The sequence below is a fragment of the Halochromatium glycolicum genome, assembly GCF_016584085.1.
In the GTDB taxonomy this organism is placed as follows: domain Bacteria; phylum Pseudomonadota; class Gammaproteobacteria; order Chromatiales; family Chromatiaceae; genus Lamprobacter; species Lamprobacter glycolicus.
Window position 1 is genome coordinate 92035 of sequence record NZ_NRSJ01000018.1, and the last position, 19907, is coordinate 111941.

Annotated in this window: 18 protein-coding genes; 10 read left to right on the forward strand and 8 right to left on the reverse strand. The window is 64.0% G+C overall.

Translation table 11 applies throughout. The annotated features are described in order from the left end of the window. Window positions 1-201: 201 nt before the first annotated feature. The gene (locus tag CKO40_RS11445) at window positions 202-933 is read right to left on the reverse strand and encodes an ABC transporter ATP-binding protein (RefSeq protein WP_200346341.1); all 732 of its coding nucleotides are present in this window, start codon (window positions 931-933) and stop codon (window positions 202-204) included. A 5-nt stretch (window positions 934-938) separates the two neighbouring features. Then, complete coding sequence (locus CKO40_RS11450; protein ID WP_200346342.1) at window positions 939-1175, reverse strand: hypothetical protein; 237 nt, start codon at window positions 1173-1175, stop codon at window positions 939-941. Window positions 1176-1441: 266 nt separating this feature from the next. Here CKO40_RS11450 and CKO40_RS11455 point away from each other — a divergent pair, with 266 nt between their 5' ends. Continuing rightward, window positions 1442-2920, forward strand: a complete 1479-nt coding sequence (locus CKO40_RS11455) for a polysaccharide deacetylase family protein (RefSeq protein WP_242476988.1) — start codon at window positions 1442-1444, stop codon at window positions 2918-2920. An 832-nt stretch (window positions 2921-3752) separates the two neighbouring features. Next, entirely contained in the window at window positions 3753-5219 is a 1467-nt protein-coding gene (locus tag CKO40_RS11460) for a glycosyl hydrolase family 57 (RefSeq protein WP_200346343.1), read from the forward strand. Window positions 5220-5370: 151 nt separating this feature from the next. On the opposite strand, the gene CKO40_RS11465 is transcribed toward CKO40_RS11460, so the two are convergent. Together CKO40_RS11465 and CKO40_RS11470 are read right to left on the reverse strand one after the other, a co-directional pair. After that, entirely contained in the window at window positions 5371-5658 is a 288-nt protein-coding gene (locus CKO40_RS11465) for a HigA family addiction module antitoxin (protein ID WP_200346344.1), read from the reverse strand. Window positions 5659-5667: 9 nt separating this feature from the next. Then, entirely contained in the window at window positions 5668-5946 is a 279-nt protein-coding gene (locus CKO40_RS11470) for a type II toxin-antitoxin system RelE/ParE family toxin (protein ID WP_200346345.1), read from the reverse strand. Between the two features lie 214 nt (window positions 5947-6160). Here CKO40_RS11470 and CKO40_RS11475 point away from each other — a divergent pair, with 214 nt between their 5' ends. Further along, window positions 6161-7621 (forward strand): TMEM43 family protein, encoded by a 1461-nt coding sequence (locus CKO40_RS11475; protein WP_200346346.1) that lies wholly within the window; start codon window positions 6161-6163, stop codon window positions 7619-7621. A 104-nt stretch (window positions 7622-7725) separates the two neighbouring features. Here CKO40_RS11475 and lolA read toward each other — a convergent pair whose 3' ends face one another. After that, window positions 7726-8550, reverse strand: coding sequence for an outer membrane lipoprotein periplasmic chaperone LolA (gene lolA, locus CKO40_RS11480; RefSeq protein WP_200346347.1), 825 nt, complete (start codon window positions 8548-8550; stop codon window positions 7726-7728). A 7-nt stretch (window positions 8551-8557) separates the two neighbouring features. Further along, window positions 8558-11293: a DNA translocase FtsK gene (locus tag CKO40_RS24935; protein ID WP_200346348.1), complete on the reverse strand. Its 2736-nt coding sequence runs from the start codon at window positions 11291-11293 to the stop codon at window positions 8558-8560. A 183-nt stretch (window positions 11294-11476) separates the two neighbouring features. On the opposite strand from CKO40_RS24935, the gene trxB reads away from it, so the two are divergent. The 6 genes from trxB to infA all read left to right on the forward strand — a co-directional run bounded on the left by trxB (window position 11477) and on the right by infA (window position 16216). After that, window positions 11477-12433, forward strand: a complete 957-nt coding sequence (trxB, locus tag CKO40_RS11490; RefSeq protein WP_200346349.1) for a thioredoxin-disulfide reductase — start codon at window positions 11477-11479, stop codon at window positions 12431-12433. 87 nt (window positions 12434-12520) lie between these two features. Then, window positions 12521-12817 carry a hypothetical protein gene (locus CKO40_RS11495; protein ID WP_200346350.1) on the forward strand — a complete coding sequence of 99 codons (297 nt, stop codon included), beginning with the start codon at window positions 12521-12523 and terminating at the stop codon, window positions 12815-12817. Between the two features lie 258 nt (window positions 12818-13075). Then, complete coding sequence (locus CKO40_RS11500; RefSeq protein ID WP_200346351.1) at window positions 13076-14275, forward strand: GNAT family N-acetyltransferase; 1200 nt, start codon at window positions 13076-13078, stop codon at window positions 14273-14275. Between the two features lie 20 nt (window positions 14276-14295). After that, a complete protein-coding gene (gene aat, locus CKO40_RS11505; protein WP_200346368.1) occupies window positions 14296-15024 on the forward strand; it encodes a leucyl/phenylalanyl-tRNA--protein transferase in 729 nt (242 codons plus the stop codon). Window positions 15025-15086: 62 nt separating this feature from the next. Continuing rightward, window positions 15087-15842 (forward strand): arginyltransferase, encoded by a 756-nt coding sequence (locus CKO40_RS11510; protein WP_200346352.1) that lies wholly within the window; start codon window positions 15087-15089, stop codon window positions 15840-15842. A 155-nt stretch (window positions 15843-15997) separates the two neighbouring features. After that, on the forward strand, window positions 15998-16216 hold the full coding sequence (gene infA, locus CKO40_RS11515) for a translation initiation factor IF-1 (RefSeq protein ID WP_200346353.1): 219 nt from the start codon (window positions 15998-16000) through the stop codon (window positions 16214-16216). A gap of 191 nt (window positions 16217-16407) precedes the next feature. On the opposite strand, the gene clpA is transcribed toward infA, so the two are convergent. Beyond that, a complete protein-coding gene (gene clpA / locus CKO40_RS11520) occupies window positions 16408-18672 on the reverse strand; it encodes an ATP-dependent Clp protease ATP-binding subunit ClpA (protein WP_200346354.1) in 2265 nt (754 codons plus the stop codon). 199 nt (window positions 18673-18871) lie between these two features. After that, window positions 18872-19255, reverse strand: coding sequence for an ATP-dependent Clp protease adapter ClpS (clpS, locus tag CKO40_RS11525; RefSeq protein WP_200346355.1), 384 nt, complete (start codon window positions 19253-19255; stop codon window positions 18872-18874). A 419-nt stretch (window positions 19256-19674) separates the two neighbouring features. Between clpS and cspD the strand changes: the two genes are divergently transcribed. Continuing rightward, window positions 19675-19881, forward strand: a complete 207-nt coding sequence (gene cspD / locus CKO40_RS11530) for a cold shock domain-containing protein CspD (protein WP_200346356.1) — start codon at window positions 19675-19677, stop codon at window positions 19879-19881. The last annotated feature ends 26 nt before the right edge of the window (window positions 19882-19907 follow it).

Consider the following 19907-nt stretch of genomic DNA (forward strand, 5'->3'; position numbering starts at 1 on the left):
CTCGGCCGTCAGGATACGGAGCGGATGCGAACGGCGGATGGCCTTTGCGCCTCAGCGGTCTGCCGCGGCCTGCGGCTGATTCCCGGGATCGGGCGATGCCGTTTGCGGCGCGTCCGGCCCTGTTCGCGAGCCACCCGGTCACGGCGGGCTCGACAAGGCGATCTGCGCGGTTCTTCGTCGGGCGCTCGCTGGTCAAGGAGATCACCACGACAATGCTTCGGTGTCGTGCGTCAGGCGGCCGTTGTCGAGCGCGAGGATGCGGTCGGCGACCTCGGAGACCGCGCGGCTGTGGGTGACCAGGATCAGCGTGCGACCCTGGTCGCGGAACAGGTGCGCGAGCAACTGCAGCACCACGTTGCCGGTGCGCCCGTCGAGGTTGCCGGTCGGCTCGTCGGCCAGCACCAACGCCGGCTCGTGGATGATCGCGCGGGCGATTGCGACCCGCTGCTGCTCGCCACCGGAGAGCTCGTCCGGAAAGGCGCCCTCACGGCCGTCGAGCCCGACCTTCGCCAGCCAGTCGCCGATGCGCTGGCGGCGCACCGCGCTCGGGATGCGGTTCAGCTCGAGCGGCAGCGCCAGGTTCTCGGCCACGGTCAGGGTCGGGATCAGGTTGAAGAACTGGTAGATGAAGCCGATGTGCTCGCGCCGCAGCAGGGTCAGCTCGGGCTCGCCCATCGCGGCGATGCTGCGGCCCATGATCTCGACATCGCCGGTATCGGGCTTGTCGATGCCGGCGAGCAGGTTGAGCAAGGTCGACTTGCCCGAGCCGCTCTGGCCGACCAGCGCCACGCATTCGCCGCGCGCGACCTCGAAGCCGATATCGGCCAGCACGGTCCGCCGCTGTTTGCCTTCGGCGTAGGACTTGCCAATGCCGGCGACCGCGAGCACCGGTGTCCGGTCATCGCGCCGGTTCGCTGATCCAGTATCAACCATCGGGGTCAGAGCCAGCGGACCAGGTAGTAGAGGCGTTGACCTTCCGACGAGGAAGAGGGCCCGTAGACGATGGCTGGCTGCAGCTTCTTCTGCTCGTCGCGTCCGGCGCGCGCCTGCTCCTCGCTCTCGACCACGGTGACGCAGCCCTCTGGGAACCGGGCGCGGCGTTGGCTCGGGGCCTTGATCAGTGCAAAGCGCTCGGCGAGCGACTTGGACTCGGGGTCGACGATGACATGCGGCATGGGGGCGATCAGGTCCTGTTGTGACTGTATCCTTAGGACGATCTGCTCAACAGCAGTGTTGGAATGCGGACAGGCTGTAGGCACCAGTGGCGGTCAGGCGTTGAGCCGCCTGTCAAAGATGCGCGGACACTGCGCGCTCGATCAGCCTCAATGTCGCGTGTCTGCCAGCGAAGATCAAGCCACCCAGGTAACCCGAGACAGTGAACCCGGTGCCCGATCCGCTATGATCGAGGGGCTGTCCTGCCACGCCGGAGAATGATCTGTCGATGCATGCCCATCACGCCCTGGTCCTGAACCTTCATCAGCCGCCCGGCAACCTCGAGCAACTGCTCAGCGAGCAGAGCTGGGAGGCGAAGGAGATCCTGTTCGCGCTCGACCGGATGCCGCGCAGCCTCTGGGGCCAGGAGGACCTGGCGCGGGTGCATCTCTCGCTCTCCGGTACCCTGCTCGAGACCCTCTCGAACCCCGATTTCCAGGCCCGGGTCTATGGCATCGTCGATTGCGGCAAGCTGCTCTGGTTCCTACAGAATCAGCGGCTGTTCGAGGTACTGGGGACCGGCTATTATCATCCCGTTCTACCGCTGATCCCGGCCGCGGACAGGCCCGAGCATCTGCGGCGCTGGCAGGGCATCGCCCGCCATCTATTCTGGCGCTCGCGCTTCGAGGGGTTCTGGCCGCCCGAGATGGGCTTCGCGATGGAGCTGATCCCGCTGCTGCGGCGCTTCGGCTATCGCTATGTCCTGGTCGACAGCGAGCACATCGAGCCCGTCGACGCGATGAGCTGGCAAGAGCTACGCTACCGGCCGCATATCGCCCGCTACGGCGACGACGAGATCATCGTCGTGGTCCGCGACCGCGAGCTCTCCGACGCGCAGGAGTCCGGGATGGACGTGGACTGGTTCGTCAACGAGGTCGCCGAGCGCACCCGCTGGTGCGACTTCCCGCCGCTGGTCACCACCGCGACCGACGGCGAGAACGGCGGCTGGTTTCGCAACGTCACCGCAGGGGCCAATTACTGGTCGGCCTTCTACCTGCCGTTGCTGGAGCGCATTCGCGCCGGCGATGCCGAGCTGCGGCCCACCTTCATCCACGACTACCTGAACACCTACGGCGCGCGCGGCGAGGTGCGGGTCGCGACCGGCGCCTGGAATACCGGTTGGCATCATGGTACGGGCTTCACGCAGTGGACCGGCTCCAATACCCAGCGCGAGGTCATCGCGCGCTACGGGGCCGTCAGCGCGCGTCTGCTCCAATGGCTGGAGCGCCTCGAACAGGCCGAGCGCCATCCTGGCACGGCCGACTCAACAGCGGTTCCACGACCGCGGGCGCTGCCGGCGGATAAGCCGTCTTCGTATACCGCAGCGGCGTCCCGCATCCCGAATCCTGATGCCAGTGTCGGCGACGCCGCCCAGACTGTGCCCGAACGGCCGGACGCCGAAACGGATGCCGGTGTCGCCGCTGCTGCCGTTGCCGCAATCGGGGCCGACAATTCCGGGGACACGGAAGCGGGAACCACTGAGGTCTTGGATCGGCCCCTGCCGGAATCACTCGAGCCTCGGCTCGAGGACGCACATTGGCATCTGCTTCGGGCCGAGACCAGCTGCAATATCTTCTGGGGCGAGGCCTGGTGTCATCGTGCCGATGCCGATCTCGACCGCGCCGAGGGGGTCCTCGACCAACTCGACGCTGACCTGATGCGCAACCCGCCACCGCCATCGAGCCAGTCATCAAAGGCTCGCGACTAGAATGCAGCGAGCAGCGTGAACCGTTTCAGCAATGCAGCGAGCAGCGTGAATCGTTTCAGCTGGACTCGAGCGTTTTCTGCTTGGTTGCGCAACCGTGCTCTCGGTAGGAGCCCGCTTGCGGGCGACCCGGTCGCGCTTGCGGCTGCGAAGATCGCCCACAAGCAGGCTCATACCCGACGGCCATTGGCGCCATCCCGAGTCAAAGCCGCCTGCCGGGATACCGTCGCCCGCAAGCGGGCTCCTACCCGACGGCCATTGGGGGCAGCGACCGTCGGTCTCGGGATTTCCGCTCGATTGCACTCGGATGGCGCACCCTTAGCCATGGCGCCGCATCGAATAACACGCCAACGGGAGCATCCGATGTGCCACCGACGCAAGGGGGTCGTGCAGCGCCCGCCGGGGGCGTCGATCGCCAGGACGGCGATCGCCGAGCCTACAGGGATCGTATTCATGGCGTCCCCCGGCGGGCGCTGCACGACCCCCGGAACCCAGCACGAGCGCTTGACCTTCGGTGCCACTCCGATTTGTTTCGCCTTCCAGAGCCGAACTTGCCCACTAGAGCCGAGCACGAGCAGCCGCTTTCCCGCACCATGCCCAGAGACCACGCAACCCTGACCAGAGCGAAAAGCGTCATGCCCCTGTCACCATTATCCGGCTGAATGACGCATTCCAGATGAAGGATGCGGTTGACGCCAGCTGACCGAGCCCAGCGCACAACCGGCGCTGCCCGGCACTCACCGCTTGCGCGGTACGGATCATGCTTTTCAGTCTCGACCCGAAGCCTCCCGTTCCACCCAACCAAGACACTGACAATCTCGCAGGAGATCAACCCATGGCCAACCTCCCAGAACTCACCGACGGACTCCCGAACATCTGCGGCAGTGAAGCGACGATCGACCAAGCCATCCAGTCAGGCAAAGCGAAGCCGCTCGCCCAATCCCCAGGCGCCGTCGACTTCAACAACATCCGCGCCGCCTGCGCGGTCGCGCTGCACCAGCACCAACCGCTGATCCCGGCCGGCGGCGACGACCTGCAGACCGCCGCGATCATCAGCAACCTGCAGTACATGATGGAGCACCAGGACATCGGCGATAACCACAATGCGCCGGCCTTTGTCTGGTGCTACAAGCGCATGGGTGAGTTCATCCCGCAGCTGATCCACGAGGGCAAGTCGCCGCGGGTGATGCTCGAGTACTCAGGCACGCTGCTCTATGGTTTGCGCCAGATGGGCGAGGGCCATGTGCTCGACGCGCTCCAGGACATGACGATGAACCCCGACTACAACTGGGCCGTCGAATGGCTCGGGATGCCCTGGGGCCATGCGGTCGCGCCCTCGACGCCGGTCCAAGACTATCGGCTCCACGTCCAGGCCTTCCAACACCACTTCGCGGCCCTGTTCGGGACCGAGGCGCTCGAGCGCGTGCGCGGCTTCTCGCCGTCGGAGATGGCGCTGCCGAACCATCCGGACGTCGCCTACGAGTTCGTCAAGACCCTCAACGACTGCGGCTATCAATGGGTGCTGGTACAGGAGCATAGCGTCGAGCAGACCGAGAACGGCTGGCATCCACAGCGTCCGCACCTGCCGCACCGCCTCGTCTGCACCAACTCCAAGGGCGAGACCGCGAGCATCATCGCGCTGGTCAAGACCCAGGGCTCGGACACCAAGCTGGTGGCGCAGATGCAGCCCTGGTACGAGGCGCAGGGCCTGCAGCGCTGGGAGCTCGCCGGCAAGCAGGTGCCGCCGCTGGTGACCCAGATCGCCGACGGCGAGAACGGCGGCGTGATGATGAACGAGTTCCCGGACAAGTTCTTCGAGGCGGTGCGCGGCGCCTCGGGCTCGGACACCCCGCTGATGAACGGCAGCGAGTATCTCGAACAGCTATTCGCGATGGGGATCAAGGCGAGCGAATTCACCGAGATCCGTCCCGTTCAGCAGGGCAAGATCTGGGAGCAGATGCAGCCGGGCGACGGGCCCGAGAAGCTGACCAAGGTGATCGAGGAGCTCAAGCAGTCCGACCATCAGTTCCATGTCGACGGTGCCAGCTGGACCAACGACCTGTCCTGGGTCAAGGGCTATGACAACGTCCTCGGCCCGATGGAGGAGGCGAGCTCGGCGTTCTACGAGCAGGTGCTGAAGCCGGGCACGGCGAGCGATGATCCGCGCTATCGCAATGCGCTGTTCCATCTGATGGCCTCGCAGACGAGCTGCTATCGCTATTGGGGGCAGGGGCTCTGGACCGATTACGGCCGCGAGATCTGCCGTCGCGTGATGGCGATCATCGAGCACGATTTCGGCTGAGCCGGGTCAGCATCCGAGGGCCGCGCCGGCTGGCCGCAGCTCGCGCGGCGTTATCGCTACGCCGAAGATGTATTACCAATACCTACGTCGGCATGAGCCGAGCGCGCTCACTGCTGGTTACGATATCGCTCGGCTGATGCAGGTCTATTGATTATGCCGCCGAAAGCCGCTCGACCTTCAATTCGTTGCGGTGTTGCTCTGCCTGCCAAAGGTCGTATTGCATTTGCTGGTTCAACCAGCTTTCTGCAGAGGTGTCGAAAGCGATCGATAGGCGGACAGCCATCTCGGGGCTGATGCCGGCCTTGCCGTCAAGAATGCCGGAGAGTGTCTTGCGACTGACACCGAGGGCCTTGGCCGTATCGGTGACGGATAGGCCGAGCGGGTCGAGACAGAGTTCTCGGAGGATTTCACCCGGATGCGGCGGGTTGTGCATCTGCATGATCTTCGCTCAGTGATAGTCTTCGTAATCGACCACTTCGGCGTGCGTTCCGGAAAACCTGAATGTGACCCGCCAGTTGCCGCTCACCTTGACCGACCAGGTTCCTTGTCGGTCGCCTGAGAGCTGGTGTAGGTGCAAGCCCGGCAGGTCCATATCAGAGGGGCTGGCGGAGGCATTCAGCCGGCCAAGAATCAAGCGCAGCCGCTTGGCATGCTGGGCTTGAATGCCTGACTGCTTCCCCGTGCTGAAGAAGCGCTCGAGGCCCTTGTGCCTGAAACTCTGGATCACGCGGCAGAGTGTGGCTTGTGACGTTACGTCTGGCAAGCGAGAGAGGTGTGCATAGGGGCAGGGGCTCTGGACCGATTACGGCCGCGAGATCTGCCGTCGCGTGATGGCGATCATCGAGCACGATTTCGGCTGAGCCGATTGAGGATGCGCGCGGCCGGTCGATCCGGTCGACGCGCGTCTCCCGCGATACCCGCCTAGCGAGTATCATCAAGCAATGGAAAGCGAGCGCAAGAACCGCTGGGCCGGCTTCGTTGTCGGTCCGGCCATCGTGTTCATCGCCCTGGGGGCGATCTGGAAGAACGAGAACCGCTTCGACTATCACCAAGCGGCGAAGAAGACGCAGCCCGTCGAGTCGGTGCAAGCGCTGGTGCCAGGGCAGCGTTTCTCCTACACCGGCGGTATGGACCCGCAGCTGACGCTGCCCGGCCAATACGTCGACGCCTTCACCGGTTACCTGGAGGTGCAGCGTAGCGCCGAGATCGATGCCTGGGAGAAGGACACGGACTCCGATGATCGCGTGACCTGGTCGCGGCGCTGGATGAGTCGTCTCGAGAGCAATTCCCGCAACAGTGGCATCACGCAGCAGCTCTCGTCGCGCACCTTTAGTCCTGCCCGGTATCAGGTCGGCGGGCTGACTGTCGACGGGTCTCAGATCGAGCTCGTCGACGATGCAGTCAGGATACCCACCGCCGACTTGCAGATCACCGAGGCGGCACTGCAGCGCCGAGACGATTACCTCTACCTATCGAAAGGCGAATCCGACAACCTTGGCGATGAACGGGTCCGTTACACCGGGATTCCAGTGCCATCGACCGCGACCTATTTCGGCAAGGCGGAGTCGGGCCGCGGTGTGGCAGATACCTCGCAGGCTCGCACGGGCATGCTCAACACCCTTATCCAGGACACCGGGGTGCTGCACCACATCGTGGCCGGCGAGCGGGAGACGGCGCTCGCCACCATGGCTGCCCATATCAGCCGGCTGAAGTGGATCGTGCGCGCCGCGGCTTCTGGCGCCGTCATCATCGGCTTCAATCTGCTCTTTAGCGCGATGCTCGGGTTCCTGTACTCGGTGCCCCTGATTGGCGGTCTGGCCCGATCAGGCTCGTTCTTGCTCTCACTGGTGTTTGCGCTGCCGCTGATCCTGGTGACGATGCTGGGTGGTTACCTCTACGCCAATCCGCTCGTCCTCGCGGCGATCGCCGTGCTGATCGTCGCTGGCCTGTTCGCGCTGAACAAGCGCAAGCAGAAGACCCAAAAGGCGGTCTACCGGGACCTGGAAACCCAGTACGGCCCGAAGCTGCAAACGCTCTCGATGAAAGAGCTGGAGTTCATCGAGCTGGCCAAGCTGGTCTTCTCCGATGATCACCTCGACCCCAAGGAAGAGGACTTCCTGCGCCGCTGGTCGCGTCAGCAGGGTTGGAACGATGCCCGTTTCCGCGAGATGTTGGGCAGGGCGAAGGCGCTCGGGGCCGGTGGCCCGCCGAGCCTCAATGCCACCGAAGAGCAGCTCGAGAACCTGATCCGCCTCGCGCTGGCCGACGGCGACCTGTCGCGCTCGGAGCTGCGGTCCATTCAGCACGCGGCCAAGCGCCTCGGCTTCGATCAGGGTGAGGTGGCGCGTTTGACCCAGCAGGTGCAGCAGATGGCCACACGCAACGTGGCGCCGTCGATCTGATCAGCCGATCGCACCCACTTCCTGCGAAATCCGCAGACCAATACGCCTCTGACTATTGGAAAACTGACTATCCTTCGTCCGGAATCGCGTTGGCGTATCCGGTATCAGTCCACCTGCAAGAAGTCGCTGCCGGCCGGCTGCTCGAAGCGGAACATCGCATAGTCGAGCTGCGGGTTGCGCTCAAGATTGGTGAAGATGAAGCGGGTGAGCTGGCCGAAGCGGTCTTCCATCAGCAGGGTGTCGAGCTGGTCGTCGATGAACGCGATGCGCAGCTTGGCGACCTCAGTGTCTTCGGTCTTCGGGATCAGCTCGACCCAGGTGCGGTCGTCGCCCTCGTCGAGGTTGCGCAGCTCGAAATAGTCCTCGACCGGCTGCTCGCTCGCTAGGAGCTGGGCCGGGGTGCCATCGAGGATCTTCTTCTGGCTGCTGTGGGTAACCTGCTCGAGCTCCTTGTCATGGACATAGATGCGTTGGCCGTCGGCGACGATCTCCTGCTCGGTCGGGCTGTCGTAGTCCCAACGGAACCGGTCTGGCCGCAGCAGGTAGAAGGTGCCGGTGGATTCCAGCATCTGGCTGCCGTCATTGCTCAATGTGATCTGCCGAAAGTCGGCGCTGAGGCTGTTAAGGCCGCTCAGATAGTCCTTGAGCTCGGCGATGCCGTCGGCGAGCGCGAGCGGTGTCCAGAGACAAAGGGTGACCAATGCGATAAGGGCATAGCTCCCCCAGCTCTGGCGCCGCGTTGGCGGCTGCTTGTCCGCAGTTCGAGGGCGACTGGCAACCCTGGCGGCGGGCGCAGCGGGGGCATCCTCCGGGCCGATCGCGAGCTGATCCGAGGCCGGCGCCAGAACGGGCGATGAGGTGGCGCTCGCGGTTGTTGGGACGGCGAGGTGTGGGCGGCTGAGGCGACAGCGTTTGCTGGGGGTGTTCATGCGTTGATCAATCCTGCGGTGGCGGAGGGGCGAGCACCTCGCGGTTGCCATTGCTCTCGGCGGAGCCGACGATACCGATTCGCTCCATTTCCTCGATCATCCGGGCAGCGCGGTTGTAGCCGATCTTGAGGCGCCGCTGGACGCCTGAGATCGAGGCGCGTCGACTCTCGACGACGATCTGGACGGCCTCGTCGAACAGTGGGTCCTGATCCTCGACATCGCCGCCGCCTTTTGGTTCCGGATCGATCCCCGGCAGGTGCTCGGATGGCTCCTGCAGGATGGTCTCGATGTAGTCCGGCTCGCCCTGCTGCTTCAGGAAGTCGACTACGCGATGGACCTCGTGATCGTCGACGAAGGCGCCATGCACCCGCTGCGAGATGCTGCCGCCGGGCGGCAGGTAGAGCATGTCGCCGTGGCCGAGCAGGTGCTCGGCGCCCATCTGGTCGAGCACGGTGCGCGAGTCGACCCGGGCCGAGACCTTGAACGCCATCCGCGTCGGGATATTGGCCTTGATCAGGCCGGTGAGCACATCCACCGAGGGGCGCTGGGTCGCGAGCAGCAGATGGATGCCCGACGCGCGCGCCTTCTGCGCCAGCCGGGCGATCAGCTCCTCGACCTTCTTGCCGACCACCATCATCATGTCGGCGAGCTCGTCGATGATGACGACGATGGTCGGCAGCTTCTCGAGGATCGGGACCTCGGGCGGTTCTTCACCCTCGGCGATCGCGGCATTGACGATGGCGGCATAGCTCGGGTCCGTGATCGGCTGGCCGGCAGCGATCGCGTCCTGGACCTTGCGGTTGTAGCCGGCGAGGTTGCGCACCCCGAGCGAGGCCATCAGCTTGTAGCGGCGCTCCATCTCGCCGACGCACCAGCGCAGCGCGTTGGCCGCCTCCTTCATGTCGGTGACCACCGGGGTGAGCAGATGCGGGATACCCTCGTAGACCGAGAGCTCAAGCATCTTCGGGTCGACCATGATCAGACGCACATCCTCCGGCGGCGCCTTGTAGACCAGGCTGAGGATCATCGCGTTGATCGCGACCGACTTGCCCGAGCCGGTGGTGCCGGCGATCAGCGCATGCGGCATCCGGGCGAGATCGGCCACCACCGGCTCGCCGGAGATGTTGGTGCCCATGCCGATGGTCAGCGGCGATTTCGCCTCCTGATAGGTACGCGAGCCGAGGATCTCGCTCAGGGTGACCATCTCGCGCTGATTGTTCGGGACCTCGAGGCCGATCACCGACTTGCCCGGGATCACCTCGACCACGCGCACGCTGATCTTCGAAAGGGCGCGGGCGATATCTTTGCTGAGTCCAGTGATCTTGCTGACCTTCACACCCGGAGCAAGCTCGAGCTCGAACAGGGCGACGACCGGCCCGGGATGGACCTCGACCACCTCGGCGACGACACCGAACTCGGCTAGGCGTGCCTCGAGCTCGCGCGACATGGTCTCGAGCTGCTCGGGGGTGACCGCATTGCCGCTGCGCCGCGGCGGGTCGAGCAGATCGAGCGGTGGGCGTTCGCTCGGCGCCGTGCCTGCGGTGGACCGATGAGCGGTTGTTGTTGCCGGATGCGCGGATGTTGGCTTGGTCCGCGCCGCGGCGGGGGCATCGGCCCAGACCGGCTCGACGGCGGCTGGAGATGGTCCTTCGGTGCGTGCCGTAGCCTGATGGGCTGCGTTCTGCTCGTGCGCTACCGGTGGCTGTTCGGACTCGCCCGGATCGGGCGCGGTCGGATCGGGCGCGGTCGGATTGGGCGCGGTCGGATTGGGCACGGCCGGAGAGGTGCTGAAGGATGCCGCGTGGCCAGGCTCGGGCGTAGCGGCCGGGTCCGACTCGATGCCGAGCCGTCTTGGGTCGAGCTCGCCAGGGGCAGGCGCTTCAAGATAATTGCCGGCCGAGACAGCGTTGACGCCGGAGTCGACGTGGCTTGGCGTCCAAGCGCTCAGATCGTGCGTCCTCGGGGTTTCAGGCAGACCGATATCATCGTATGTGAGCCAGTCTCCCACCTCTTGATCCGGTTCCGAGGAGCTCTGCGCTCGTCCTTGAGATCGATCTTGCGGGTATTCCCAATCCTGGTCGTCAAATCCTCTATCGCGTTGGAGGTATTGGGCCTTGAGATGGTGGATCAGGCGGGGCGGTAGTCGCAGTAGCATGAGCGTGAGGTCGCCGATGCCGTCGACGATCAGCAGTGGTGAGAGGCCGGTAAACAGCGACAGCCCGATCAGCAGGACGCCGAGCAGCACCAGGGAGCCACCGGCAAGCCCAAAGGCGTGATCGACGAGCGTCGCGACCAACAGACCGAGACCGCCTCCGAGCCCGTTCGGCAGCTCACCGAAGCTGCCGGCGAATTGCAGACTGGCCAGACCGGCCCCCGCCACGATCGTGAAGGCGAGCCCGATCCAGCGCAGCACCAGCCAGTAGAGTTTGGTCTCGGGCTCGGACTCATGCTCACGAAAGAGGAGGTAGGCACTCCAGACCAATGCGATCGGGATCAGATAGGCGAAGCCACCGACCAAGAACAGAGCGAGATCGGCGAACCAGGCGCCGAGCCGCCCGCCCGCATTCTGAACCGCGGTATCCTGAGCCGCGAAGGACCAGCCAGGATCATCCGGGGAATAACTGGCCAACGCTAGCACCAGGTAGAGCGCGACGATGACCAATGCCCAGAGAGCTCCCTCGCGCCAAGCGCGCTCCAGATAGTCGCTGAGACGGGGATGGCCGAGTCGAGTCGCTTGTTCCATAGGTTCCTCCGAAGGTTTGGAAGATTATAGCCTTAGCGGCGGAACTTCGTCGTGTTTCGATGGTTGATGGGCGCCGATGCGGCTTTACCCGATTCGGGCGTCTGCGTACCATCAGGTTTTCGATGGGCACGCCTCGCTCGGTGAGTTGACGCGGCCTCATCCCGATGATTGGAGTGGTTTCTGATGGGTGATACGAAGCACTGCCGGCTGCTGATCCTGGGCTCGGGGCCAGCCGGCTACACGGCCGCGGTCTACGCGGCGCGGGCCAACCTGGCGCCGGTTCTGGTGACCGGACTCGAGCAGGGCGGGCAGTTGATGACGACGACTGATGTCGAAAACTGGCCTGGCGATCCAGACAATCTGCAGGGGCCGGACCTGATGGATCGGATGCGGCGGCACGCCGAACAGGTCGGAGCCGAGGTCCTGTTCGATCACGTCAACAAGGTCGCGTTGGATCAGCGCCCCTTTGTCCTGAATGGGGATTCGGCCACCTACACCTGCGATGCCCTGGTGATCGCGACGGGTGCCAGCGCGCAGTATCTCGGGCTGGAGTCGGAGCAGACTTTCCGGGGGCGCGGCGTCTCGGCCTGCGCGACCTGCGACGGATTCTTCTACAAGAACCAGAAGGTCGCCGTGATCGGTGGCGGCAACACCGCGGTCGAGGAGGCGCTCTACCTGTCGAACATCGCCTCCGAGGTCACGCTGGTGCACCGCCGTGATGCGCTGCGTGCCGAGAAGATCCTGCAGGATCGCTTGTTTGAGAAGGCCGAGTCGGGCAACGTCCGGATTGCGTGGAATCACGTGCTCGACGAGGTGCTTGGGGACGCGACCGGCGTCACCGGAATGCGGATCAAGAACGTGCAGGACGGTACCACCGAGGAGGTCGAGCTCCAGGGTGTTTTCATCGCGATCGGCCATAAGCCGAATACCGGTATCTTCGAGGGTCAGCTCGAGATGTCCAACGGCTATATCAGAGTCCAGTCGGGTACCGAAGGCAATGCCACCGCCGCATCGGTGCCGGGTGTCTTTGCGGCGGGAGACGTGATGGATCATGTCTACCGGCAGGCCATCACTTCGGCTGGGAGCGGCTGCATGGCGGCGCTGGATGCCGAAAAGTATCTCGACGGCCTTGATGCCTGAGGCGGTCCCGGTGGCCTATGCAGGGGCTATCCAGAGGTATTGCCTCGGAATGTGGCGCGGCCGACATCGCCCGTGTGGGCAGTGCCGATGAAGCGACATCAGGTTCCAGCGCTTGCTCTGACCCTTTCGGTACCGCTGCTCGGTGTGCTCTGGATCGCCGGAAAGCCGGCCGCGGAGGGGCAGGATGCCGCGCTGATGGTGCCGCTGCTGGCACTGCTCATCTTTAGTGAGTTCGGGCTCATCTTGAACAGCGTCGGCGTCGCGGCGGGAGTCCTGCACGGGCTTCGTCAGGGCTGGACTGGTCGGCACGCACTGATGACGATTGGCTGTGCCTTGGCGGCACTGGCGTTCTTGCTCCAGTTGATCCGGTGGTGGCCGCTTTAATCTGAGCGGCCATTGCGCCCGACGCTCAGGGGCCGGACCCTGAGTCCAGCAGTGGGCCAGCAGTGGGCCAGCAGTGGGCCAGCAGTGGGCCAGCAGTGGGCCAGCGGTGGACAGTGCATCAAGTGGCCCGCCGCCTAAGCGTGCGTGGAACGGATGAGATCGCACGGACTGAGTGATGTCGTGCTCAAGCGGCTGACTTGGCGGTCGGCTGCGTGGCCCCCATGCTTCGGGGAGGCCCATTCGACTTCTCGCTGAGTGATGTATCAGCTTCGCGTTCATCCGTCGATCGCAGAGATCCCTGGCACGGCCTGGGATGCGCTTGCCGGCGATGACCTTCCTCATCTATGCCATGCCTTCCTGCTGGCGATGGAACGGCACGGCTGTGTCGGAGAGCGTTTCGGCTGGCTGCCGCGCCATCTTGCGCTCTATGATCAAGATGAACAGTTGGTTGCCGCTGCGCCCGCGTACCTCAAGTTCAACTCCTATGGGGAATTCGTCTTCGATTGGGCTTGGGCCGATGCGTATCAGCGCGCTGGTCTGCGCTACTATCCAAAGCTTGTGATCGCTTCCCCCTATACCCCGGCAACCGGCCAGCGCGTCCTGACCGGCGATGCGCCGAATCGGGCCGAACTGGCCTCGGCCTTGGTGCGCGGCTCGGTTAAGGTGGCCAATGAGCTCGACGTCTCGGGTGTGCACTGGCTGTTCAGTAGCGAGGAGGAGGTCGATTGGATGCGCGAGGCTGGACTGATGGCCCGTCTGGGCTGCCAGTTCCATTGGACCAACCAGGGGTATGCCGACTTCGATGCACTGCTGGCGAGCTTCAGTGCCGAAAAGCGCAAGAAGATCAAGCGCGAGCGGCGGCGTGTGACCGAGGCCGGCGTGCGCATCCGGCGGGTGCCCGGCAATGCGGCAAGCGATGCCGAGTGGGCGGTGTTTCACCGGCTCTACGAGGATACGTTCGATAAGCGCGGCGGCATTCCGACACTGTCGCTGTCGTTTTTCCGCGAGATTGGCGAGACCATGGGCGAGAGCACATTGTTGGTGCTGGCTGAGCACGGGGGCGAGATCGTGGCGGCGGCATTCTGTCTGGTTGGCGCTCGCAGCCTTTACGGCCGTCACTGGGGCTGTTCGAAGGAGTTCCATAGCCTGCATTTCGAGGCCTGCTACTATCAAGGTCTCGAGCACTGCATCGAGCAAGGACTACAGCGCTTCGAGCCCGGGGCGCAGGGCGAGCACAAGGTCGCTCGCGGCTTTATGCCGACCCGCACCTGGTCGACCCATTGGCTTGCAGAACCCGCTTTTCGCGAGCCGATCAGCCATTTCCTTGCGCATGAGATCGATGCGGTTGAGGAATACATCGGCGAGATGGCGGCCCGGAGTCCCTACCGTCAGGCCGATCCGGTGACATCGAAGGCTGCCGAGCGCTCGGACGCGTCGTCCGCGCGCGCTCGGGGATGATGCTTCGGTCAGCCATGTCGATGCCCTATCTGCTGGCGCCGAATGATCCCAGCGGGGCCTTTCCCGATCCGTCTGAGGCCCTGCGCGAGCCGGACGGGCTGCTGGCAGTGGGTGGCGATCTGAGTACCGGGCGCTTGATCAATGCGTACCGCAATGGGATCTTCCCCTGGTATGGTGAAGGTGATCCGATCCTCTGGTGGTCGCCTGATCCGCGGACTGTCCTGATCCCGAAACGGTTGCACCGCTCACGCAGTCTGCGCAAACTGCTCAAACAGCGCCGATTCGCAGTGACCATGGACCGTGACTTTCCGGCGGTGATCCGAGCCTGTGCCGGTCCGCGGCTATCTGGCGACGGCACTTGGCTTCTACCGGAGATGATCGATGCCTATTGCGCATTGCACGTACATGGGATCGCGCACTCGGTGGAGGCCTGGCAGCAGGGGCGCTTGGTCGGAGGACTCTATGGCGTCGCAATCGGGGGCGTATTCTTTGGCGAGTCCATGTTCAGCCGAACGGACAATGCGTCCAAGATCGCCCTAGTTCACCTCTGCGAGCATCTGATCGATCTGGGAGTCGAGTTGATCGATTGCCAGGTGCTGACCGAGCATATGCAGCGCATGGGTGCCGAGTCGATGCCGCGCGAGCGTTTTCTCTCACGTCTCGCGGAACTACGCGATCGTCCTTTCTGTTGCGGCAGCTGGAACGACGGACGATTGCACTATCCAGGGTTGCGGGCCGCAGTGGCCTAGCGGCAGATGCTCGGCGAGACGAGTCATCGAGAGCGTCAGCTAAGGTTGGAGACGATCCGGTTATGAACGCGAACCGCAATCTTCCGGGACATCTGCAGCTCTACCTGACCGGAGAGCATGATTGCTCCTATCTCGATGGGCTGCGTGCGCGGACCCTGTTCGTGGACCCGATGGCGCGCATCGACCGCGAGCGCGCACAATGGCTGCAGCAGATCGGTTTTCGTCGCAGCGGGATGCATTTCTATCGCCCTGCCTGCCGTGGCTGCCAGCGCTGCATCCCGGTGCGCGTGCCGGTAGCCGACCTGCGCTTGAGCCGCTCGCAACGGCGCAATGCGTCGCGTAACGATGGCGAGGTGCGGATCGCGTTCAAACCGGCGCAGCTACAGCCGGCCCATTATCAGCTGTACGAGCGGTACATCCTCGCGCGTCATGGCGACGGCGACATGGCAGAGGATGTATCGATCGAAACCTACATGCGTTTCCTACTAAGCCCGTGGGGCGGGCAGACCTGGTTCATCGAGGCCTATCTCGGTGAGCGGCTGATGTCCGTCGCGGTCACGGATATCTTCTCCGATGGGCTCTCGGCACTCTACACCTTTTTCGATCCGGAGCTTTCGGAGCGCGGCCCCGGCACCTATGCGGTGCTGACCCAGGCGCGCGAGGCGGCGCGGCTCGGACTGCGCCACCTCTACCTCGGTTACTGGATCGAGGAGAGTCCGAAGATGGCCTACAAGGATCGCTTTCGGCCTATCGAGGCTTGGGATGGCCGGGACTGGCTGCGGTTCGAGCGCGGCGAGCCGATTCGCTTCTGCAAGTGAGCCGAGAGCGACTGAAGTAGGCTGTGCTCCCATCGGTCTGTGCAGCTGCCTGTGATATACTTCTGTGGTTTTATCGTGGCGACCCGCCGAAGCGGCCTGGTCGGTGCGTAGAACGCAGCGTCCGCGCGCCACATGACTAACCTGACACCACATTCATGGCAAAAGAAGACGTTATTCAAATGGAAGGCGTGGTCGTTGAGACCCTGCCGAATACCGTGTTCCGTGTCGAGCTCGAGAATGGTCACACTGTGACCGCCCACATCTCGGGCAAGATGCGCAAGCACTACATTCGTATCCTGACGGGCGATAAGGTTACCGTTGAGCTGACCCCTTACGACCTGACCAAGGGGCGCATCACCTATCGCGTCCGCTGACGCTCGGCCCGTATAGACGCGGCTAACAGGTCATGACAACCCGAGCTTAACGGTGCGAGCGGGACAGCTCCGATCTCCGGCGTCGGCCCCGGGGGGCGGAGAGGGCTGCAGCGGCTGCCATTCCGCTGAGCCCATTGAGCACCGCGCGTCAGGGGTGTCACGATCGTTACCGTGACACAACGAGTGTGCCGCTAGGCAGGGGCCTTCTCGATTTCAAAGCTGAAGGTCAGCTCGTCATCCTCTCCGACCTTCACGACCACGGTGCCGCCACCGCTGAGCTCGCCGAATAGCAGCTCACTGGCGAGCGGCTTCTTGATCGCGTCCTTGACCACCCGCGCCATCGGCCGCGCGCCCATCTTCGGGTCATAGCCCTTCTCGGCGAGCCAGGCGCGTGCATCGGGCTCGACCACCAGGGCGACCTTCTTGTCCGCGAGCTGGGCTTCGAGCTCGAACAGGAACTTATCGACCACGCTGGTGATCGTCTTGCTGTCGAGCGCCCCGAACTGGACGGTCGCGTCGAGGCGGTTGCGGAACTCGGGCGTGAAGTATTTCTTCAGCGCCTCCATCGCGTCGGTCGAGTGGTCCTGCTCGGTGAAGCCGATCGAACGACGGCTGGCCTCCTCGGCGCCGGCGTTGGTGGTCATCACCAGCACGACGTTGCGGAAGTCGGCCTTACGGCCGTTGTTGTCGGTCAGACTGCCGTGGTCCATCACCTGGAGCAGCAGGTTGAAGACATCGGGATGCGCCTTCTCGATCTCGTCGAGCAGTAGCACCGAATGCGGATGCTTGGTGACCTCCTCGGTCAGCAGGCCGCCCTGATCGAAGCCGACGTAGCCGGGCGGAGCGCCGATCAGCCGCGAGACGGTATGGCGCTCCATGTACTCGGACATGTCGAAGCGGATCAGCTCGAGTCCCATAATGCGGGCGAGCTGGCGGGTCACCTCGGTCTTGCCGACGCCGGTCGGGCCGGTGAACAGGAAGGACCCGATCGGCTTCTCCTCGGTGCCGAGACCCGAGCGGTTCATCCGGATCGCCGAGGTCAGGGCGTCGATGGCCTCGTCCTGGCCGTAGACGACCATCTTGAGGTCACGGTCGAGGTTGCGCAGCGACTCGGTGTCCGAGCTCGAGACCTTCTTGGTCGGGATGCGGGCGATCTTGGCGACGATGGCCTCGACGTCGTTGACGTCGATGCGCTTCTTGCGCTTCGCGGCCGGGCGCAGCTGCACATTGGCGCCGGCCTCGTCGATCACGTCGATCGCCTTGTCCGGTAGATGCCGATCGTTGATGTACTTGGCCGAGAGCTCCGCTGCGGCGCGCAGCGCCGGGTTGGTGTAGCTGACCTGATGGTGTGCCTCGAACCTGGCCTTCAGCCCCTTGAGGATCTCGATGGTCTCCTCGACCGTCGGCTCGTTGATGTCGATCTTCTGGAAGCGGCGTGCGAGCGCGCGATCCTTCTCGAAGATGCCGCGGAACTCCTGATAGGTGGTCGAGCCGATGCAGCGCAGCTCGCCCGAGGCGAGGACCGGCTTGATCAGGTTGGACGCGTCCATCACGCCGCCCGAGGCCGCGCCGGCACCGATGATGGTATGGATCTCGTCGATGAACAGGATCGCATGCGGTTTGCGCTTGAGCTCGGCCAGCACCGCCTTCAGGCGCTTCTCGAAATCGCCCCGGTACTTGGTGCCGGCGACCAGCGAGCCGAGGTCGAGCGCGTAGATCACGGACTCGCCGAGGATCTCGGGCACGGCGCCGTCGACGATCTTCTTCGCCAAGCCCTCGGCGATCGCGGTCTTGCCGACGCCGGCCTCGCCGACCAACAGCGGGTTGTTCTTGCGTCGGCGACAGAGGATCTGCGCGGTGCGCTCGACCTCGTTGGCGCGGCCGATCAGCGGGTCGATTCGTCCCTGGCGCGCCATCTCGTTGAGGTTCGTCGCGAAGTTCTCGAGGGCGCTGGGCGATTCCTTCTCCTCGCTGCGCGCCTCATCAGGATCGGCCTGGGCCTCATCGTCCTGGTCTTCGCCCGGCACCTTGGAGATCCCGTGCGAGATGTAGTTGACGACATCGAGCCTGGAGACATCCTGCTGATTGAGCAGATAGACCGCTTGGCTGTCTTGCTCGCTGAACAGGGCGACCAGGACGTTGGCGCCGGTGACCTCCTTCTTCCCGGCGGACTGCACGTGGAAGACCGCCCGCTGTAGCACGCGCTGGAAGCCGAGCGTGGGCTGGGTCTCGCGCTCGTCGCTCTCCGCGATCAGCGGTGTCGTCTCCTCGATGAAGGTCGTGACGTCACTGCGGAGCTTATCGTTGTCGGCGGCGCAGGCGCGAAGGACCTTAGCCGCGGTCGGGTTGTCGATCAGGCAAAGCAGCAGATGCTCAACCGTCATGTACTCGTGCCGCTTCGCCCGCGCCTCCTTGAACGCCTGGTTCAGCGTGAATTCAAGCTCTTTGCTTAGCATGGATAGTGACCCCGGGACGTATCGATAACAAAGGTGTCAAGCGCGGGCAGACCAGTGCGATCGCTCGCGCAGGTCGGCCTCGGTTGTTCGAATTCGCTATGCGTCGGTCGATCGCTGCGACTCGAGCGTGCGACCTGGCGAGCGGGACCCAACCGGTCCCTGAGCCCGCTGCCTTGGCGGTTGATGGCACGGTCTTCTCTCACGCCTCCTCCATCGTGCACAGCAGCGGGTGATGGTTCTGGCGTGAGAAGTCGTTGACCTGTGAGACCTTGGTTTCGGCGATATCGCGGGTGAAGACGCCACAGACGCCGACCCCACGCGTGTGGACGTGCAGCATGACCTGAGTCGCTTTCTCGGGTGTCATCGCGAAGAAGGTCTCCAGGACATGAACGACGAACTCCATCGGCGTGTAGTCGTCGTTGACGAGCAACACCTTGAACAGCGGCGGACGCTTCAGTGCCGGTTTGGCCTCTTCGACCGATAGGCCAGAATCGTCTGCGCCTTCCTCTTGGCTGGCGCAGCGGATGCGTGTGCCGCCGTAGCTTGCATCAATGAGTCGGGCGTTTTCTAAACGGTAGAACATCGGTCTCGATTAGCGTCGTTGCTTCGGTAGCATTCGGCAGATCCGTCTGGCACGAGGAGCATGATCAATCAGGCTGAGCGAACCTTCACCATGTGTAGGGATCATGGAGGAAAAATACAGCCCCCAGCCCTCGACGTCTACGCTCCAAACGTTGCTCTGAGATCGTCCTCTCTCGGTCTCAGGCCACTCCTTAGGGGCTCGGTTGACATCGAGTTTCGTTGTTTGCCCCGCGTCAGGCGGTTCGGTCGGCAAGATTGACCGATCGCAATGGACAACTATACTTCGGAGTCACGATCCGTTCATCTGGGCGGAGAAGGCGGGTCGGCAGCCCAGTGTCGCGGCAGCGCGGCCGGGTCTCGAATAGAACAACAAGCTGAACAACCAACCGAAGATCGATTGAAGTAGTGGAGGAGTCTGCGATGCTTACAGGTGTCGTCAAGTGGTTTAACAATGCCAAGGGCTACGGCTTCGTCAAACCTGATGGTCGCGACGAGGATGTCTTCGTGCATTTCTCGTCGATCGAGATGGACGGGTACAAGACCTTGAAGGAGGGGCAGAAGGTGCAGTTCGAGGTCTCGCAAGGACCGAAAGGCCTGCATGCCGCAACGGTGCAGCGCACGATGTGAGCCGCGACCAGAAGCACCGTCTCAGG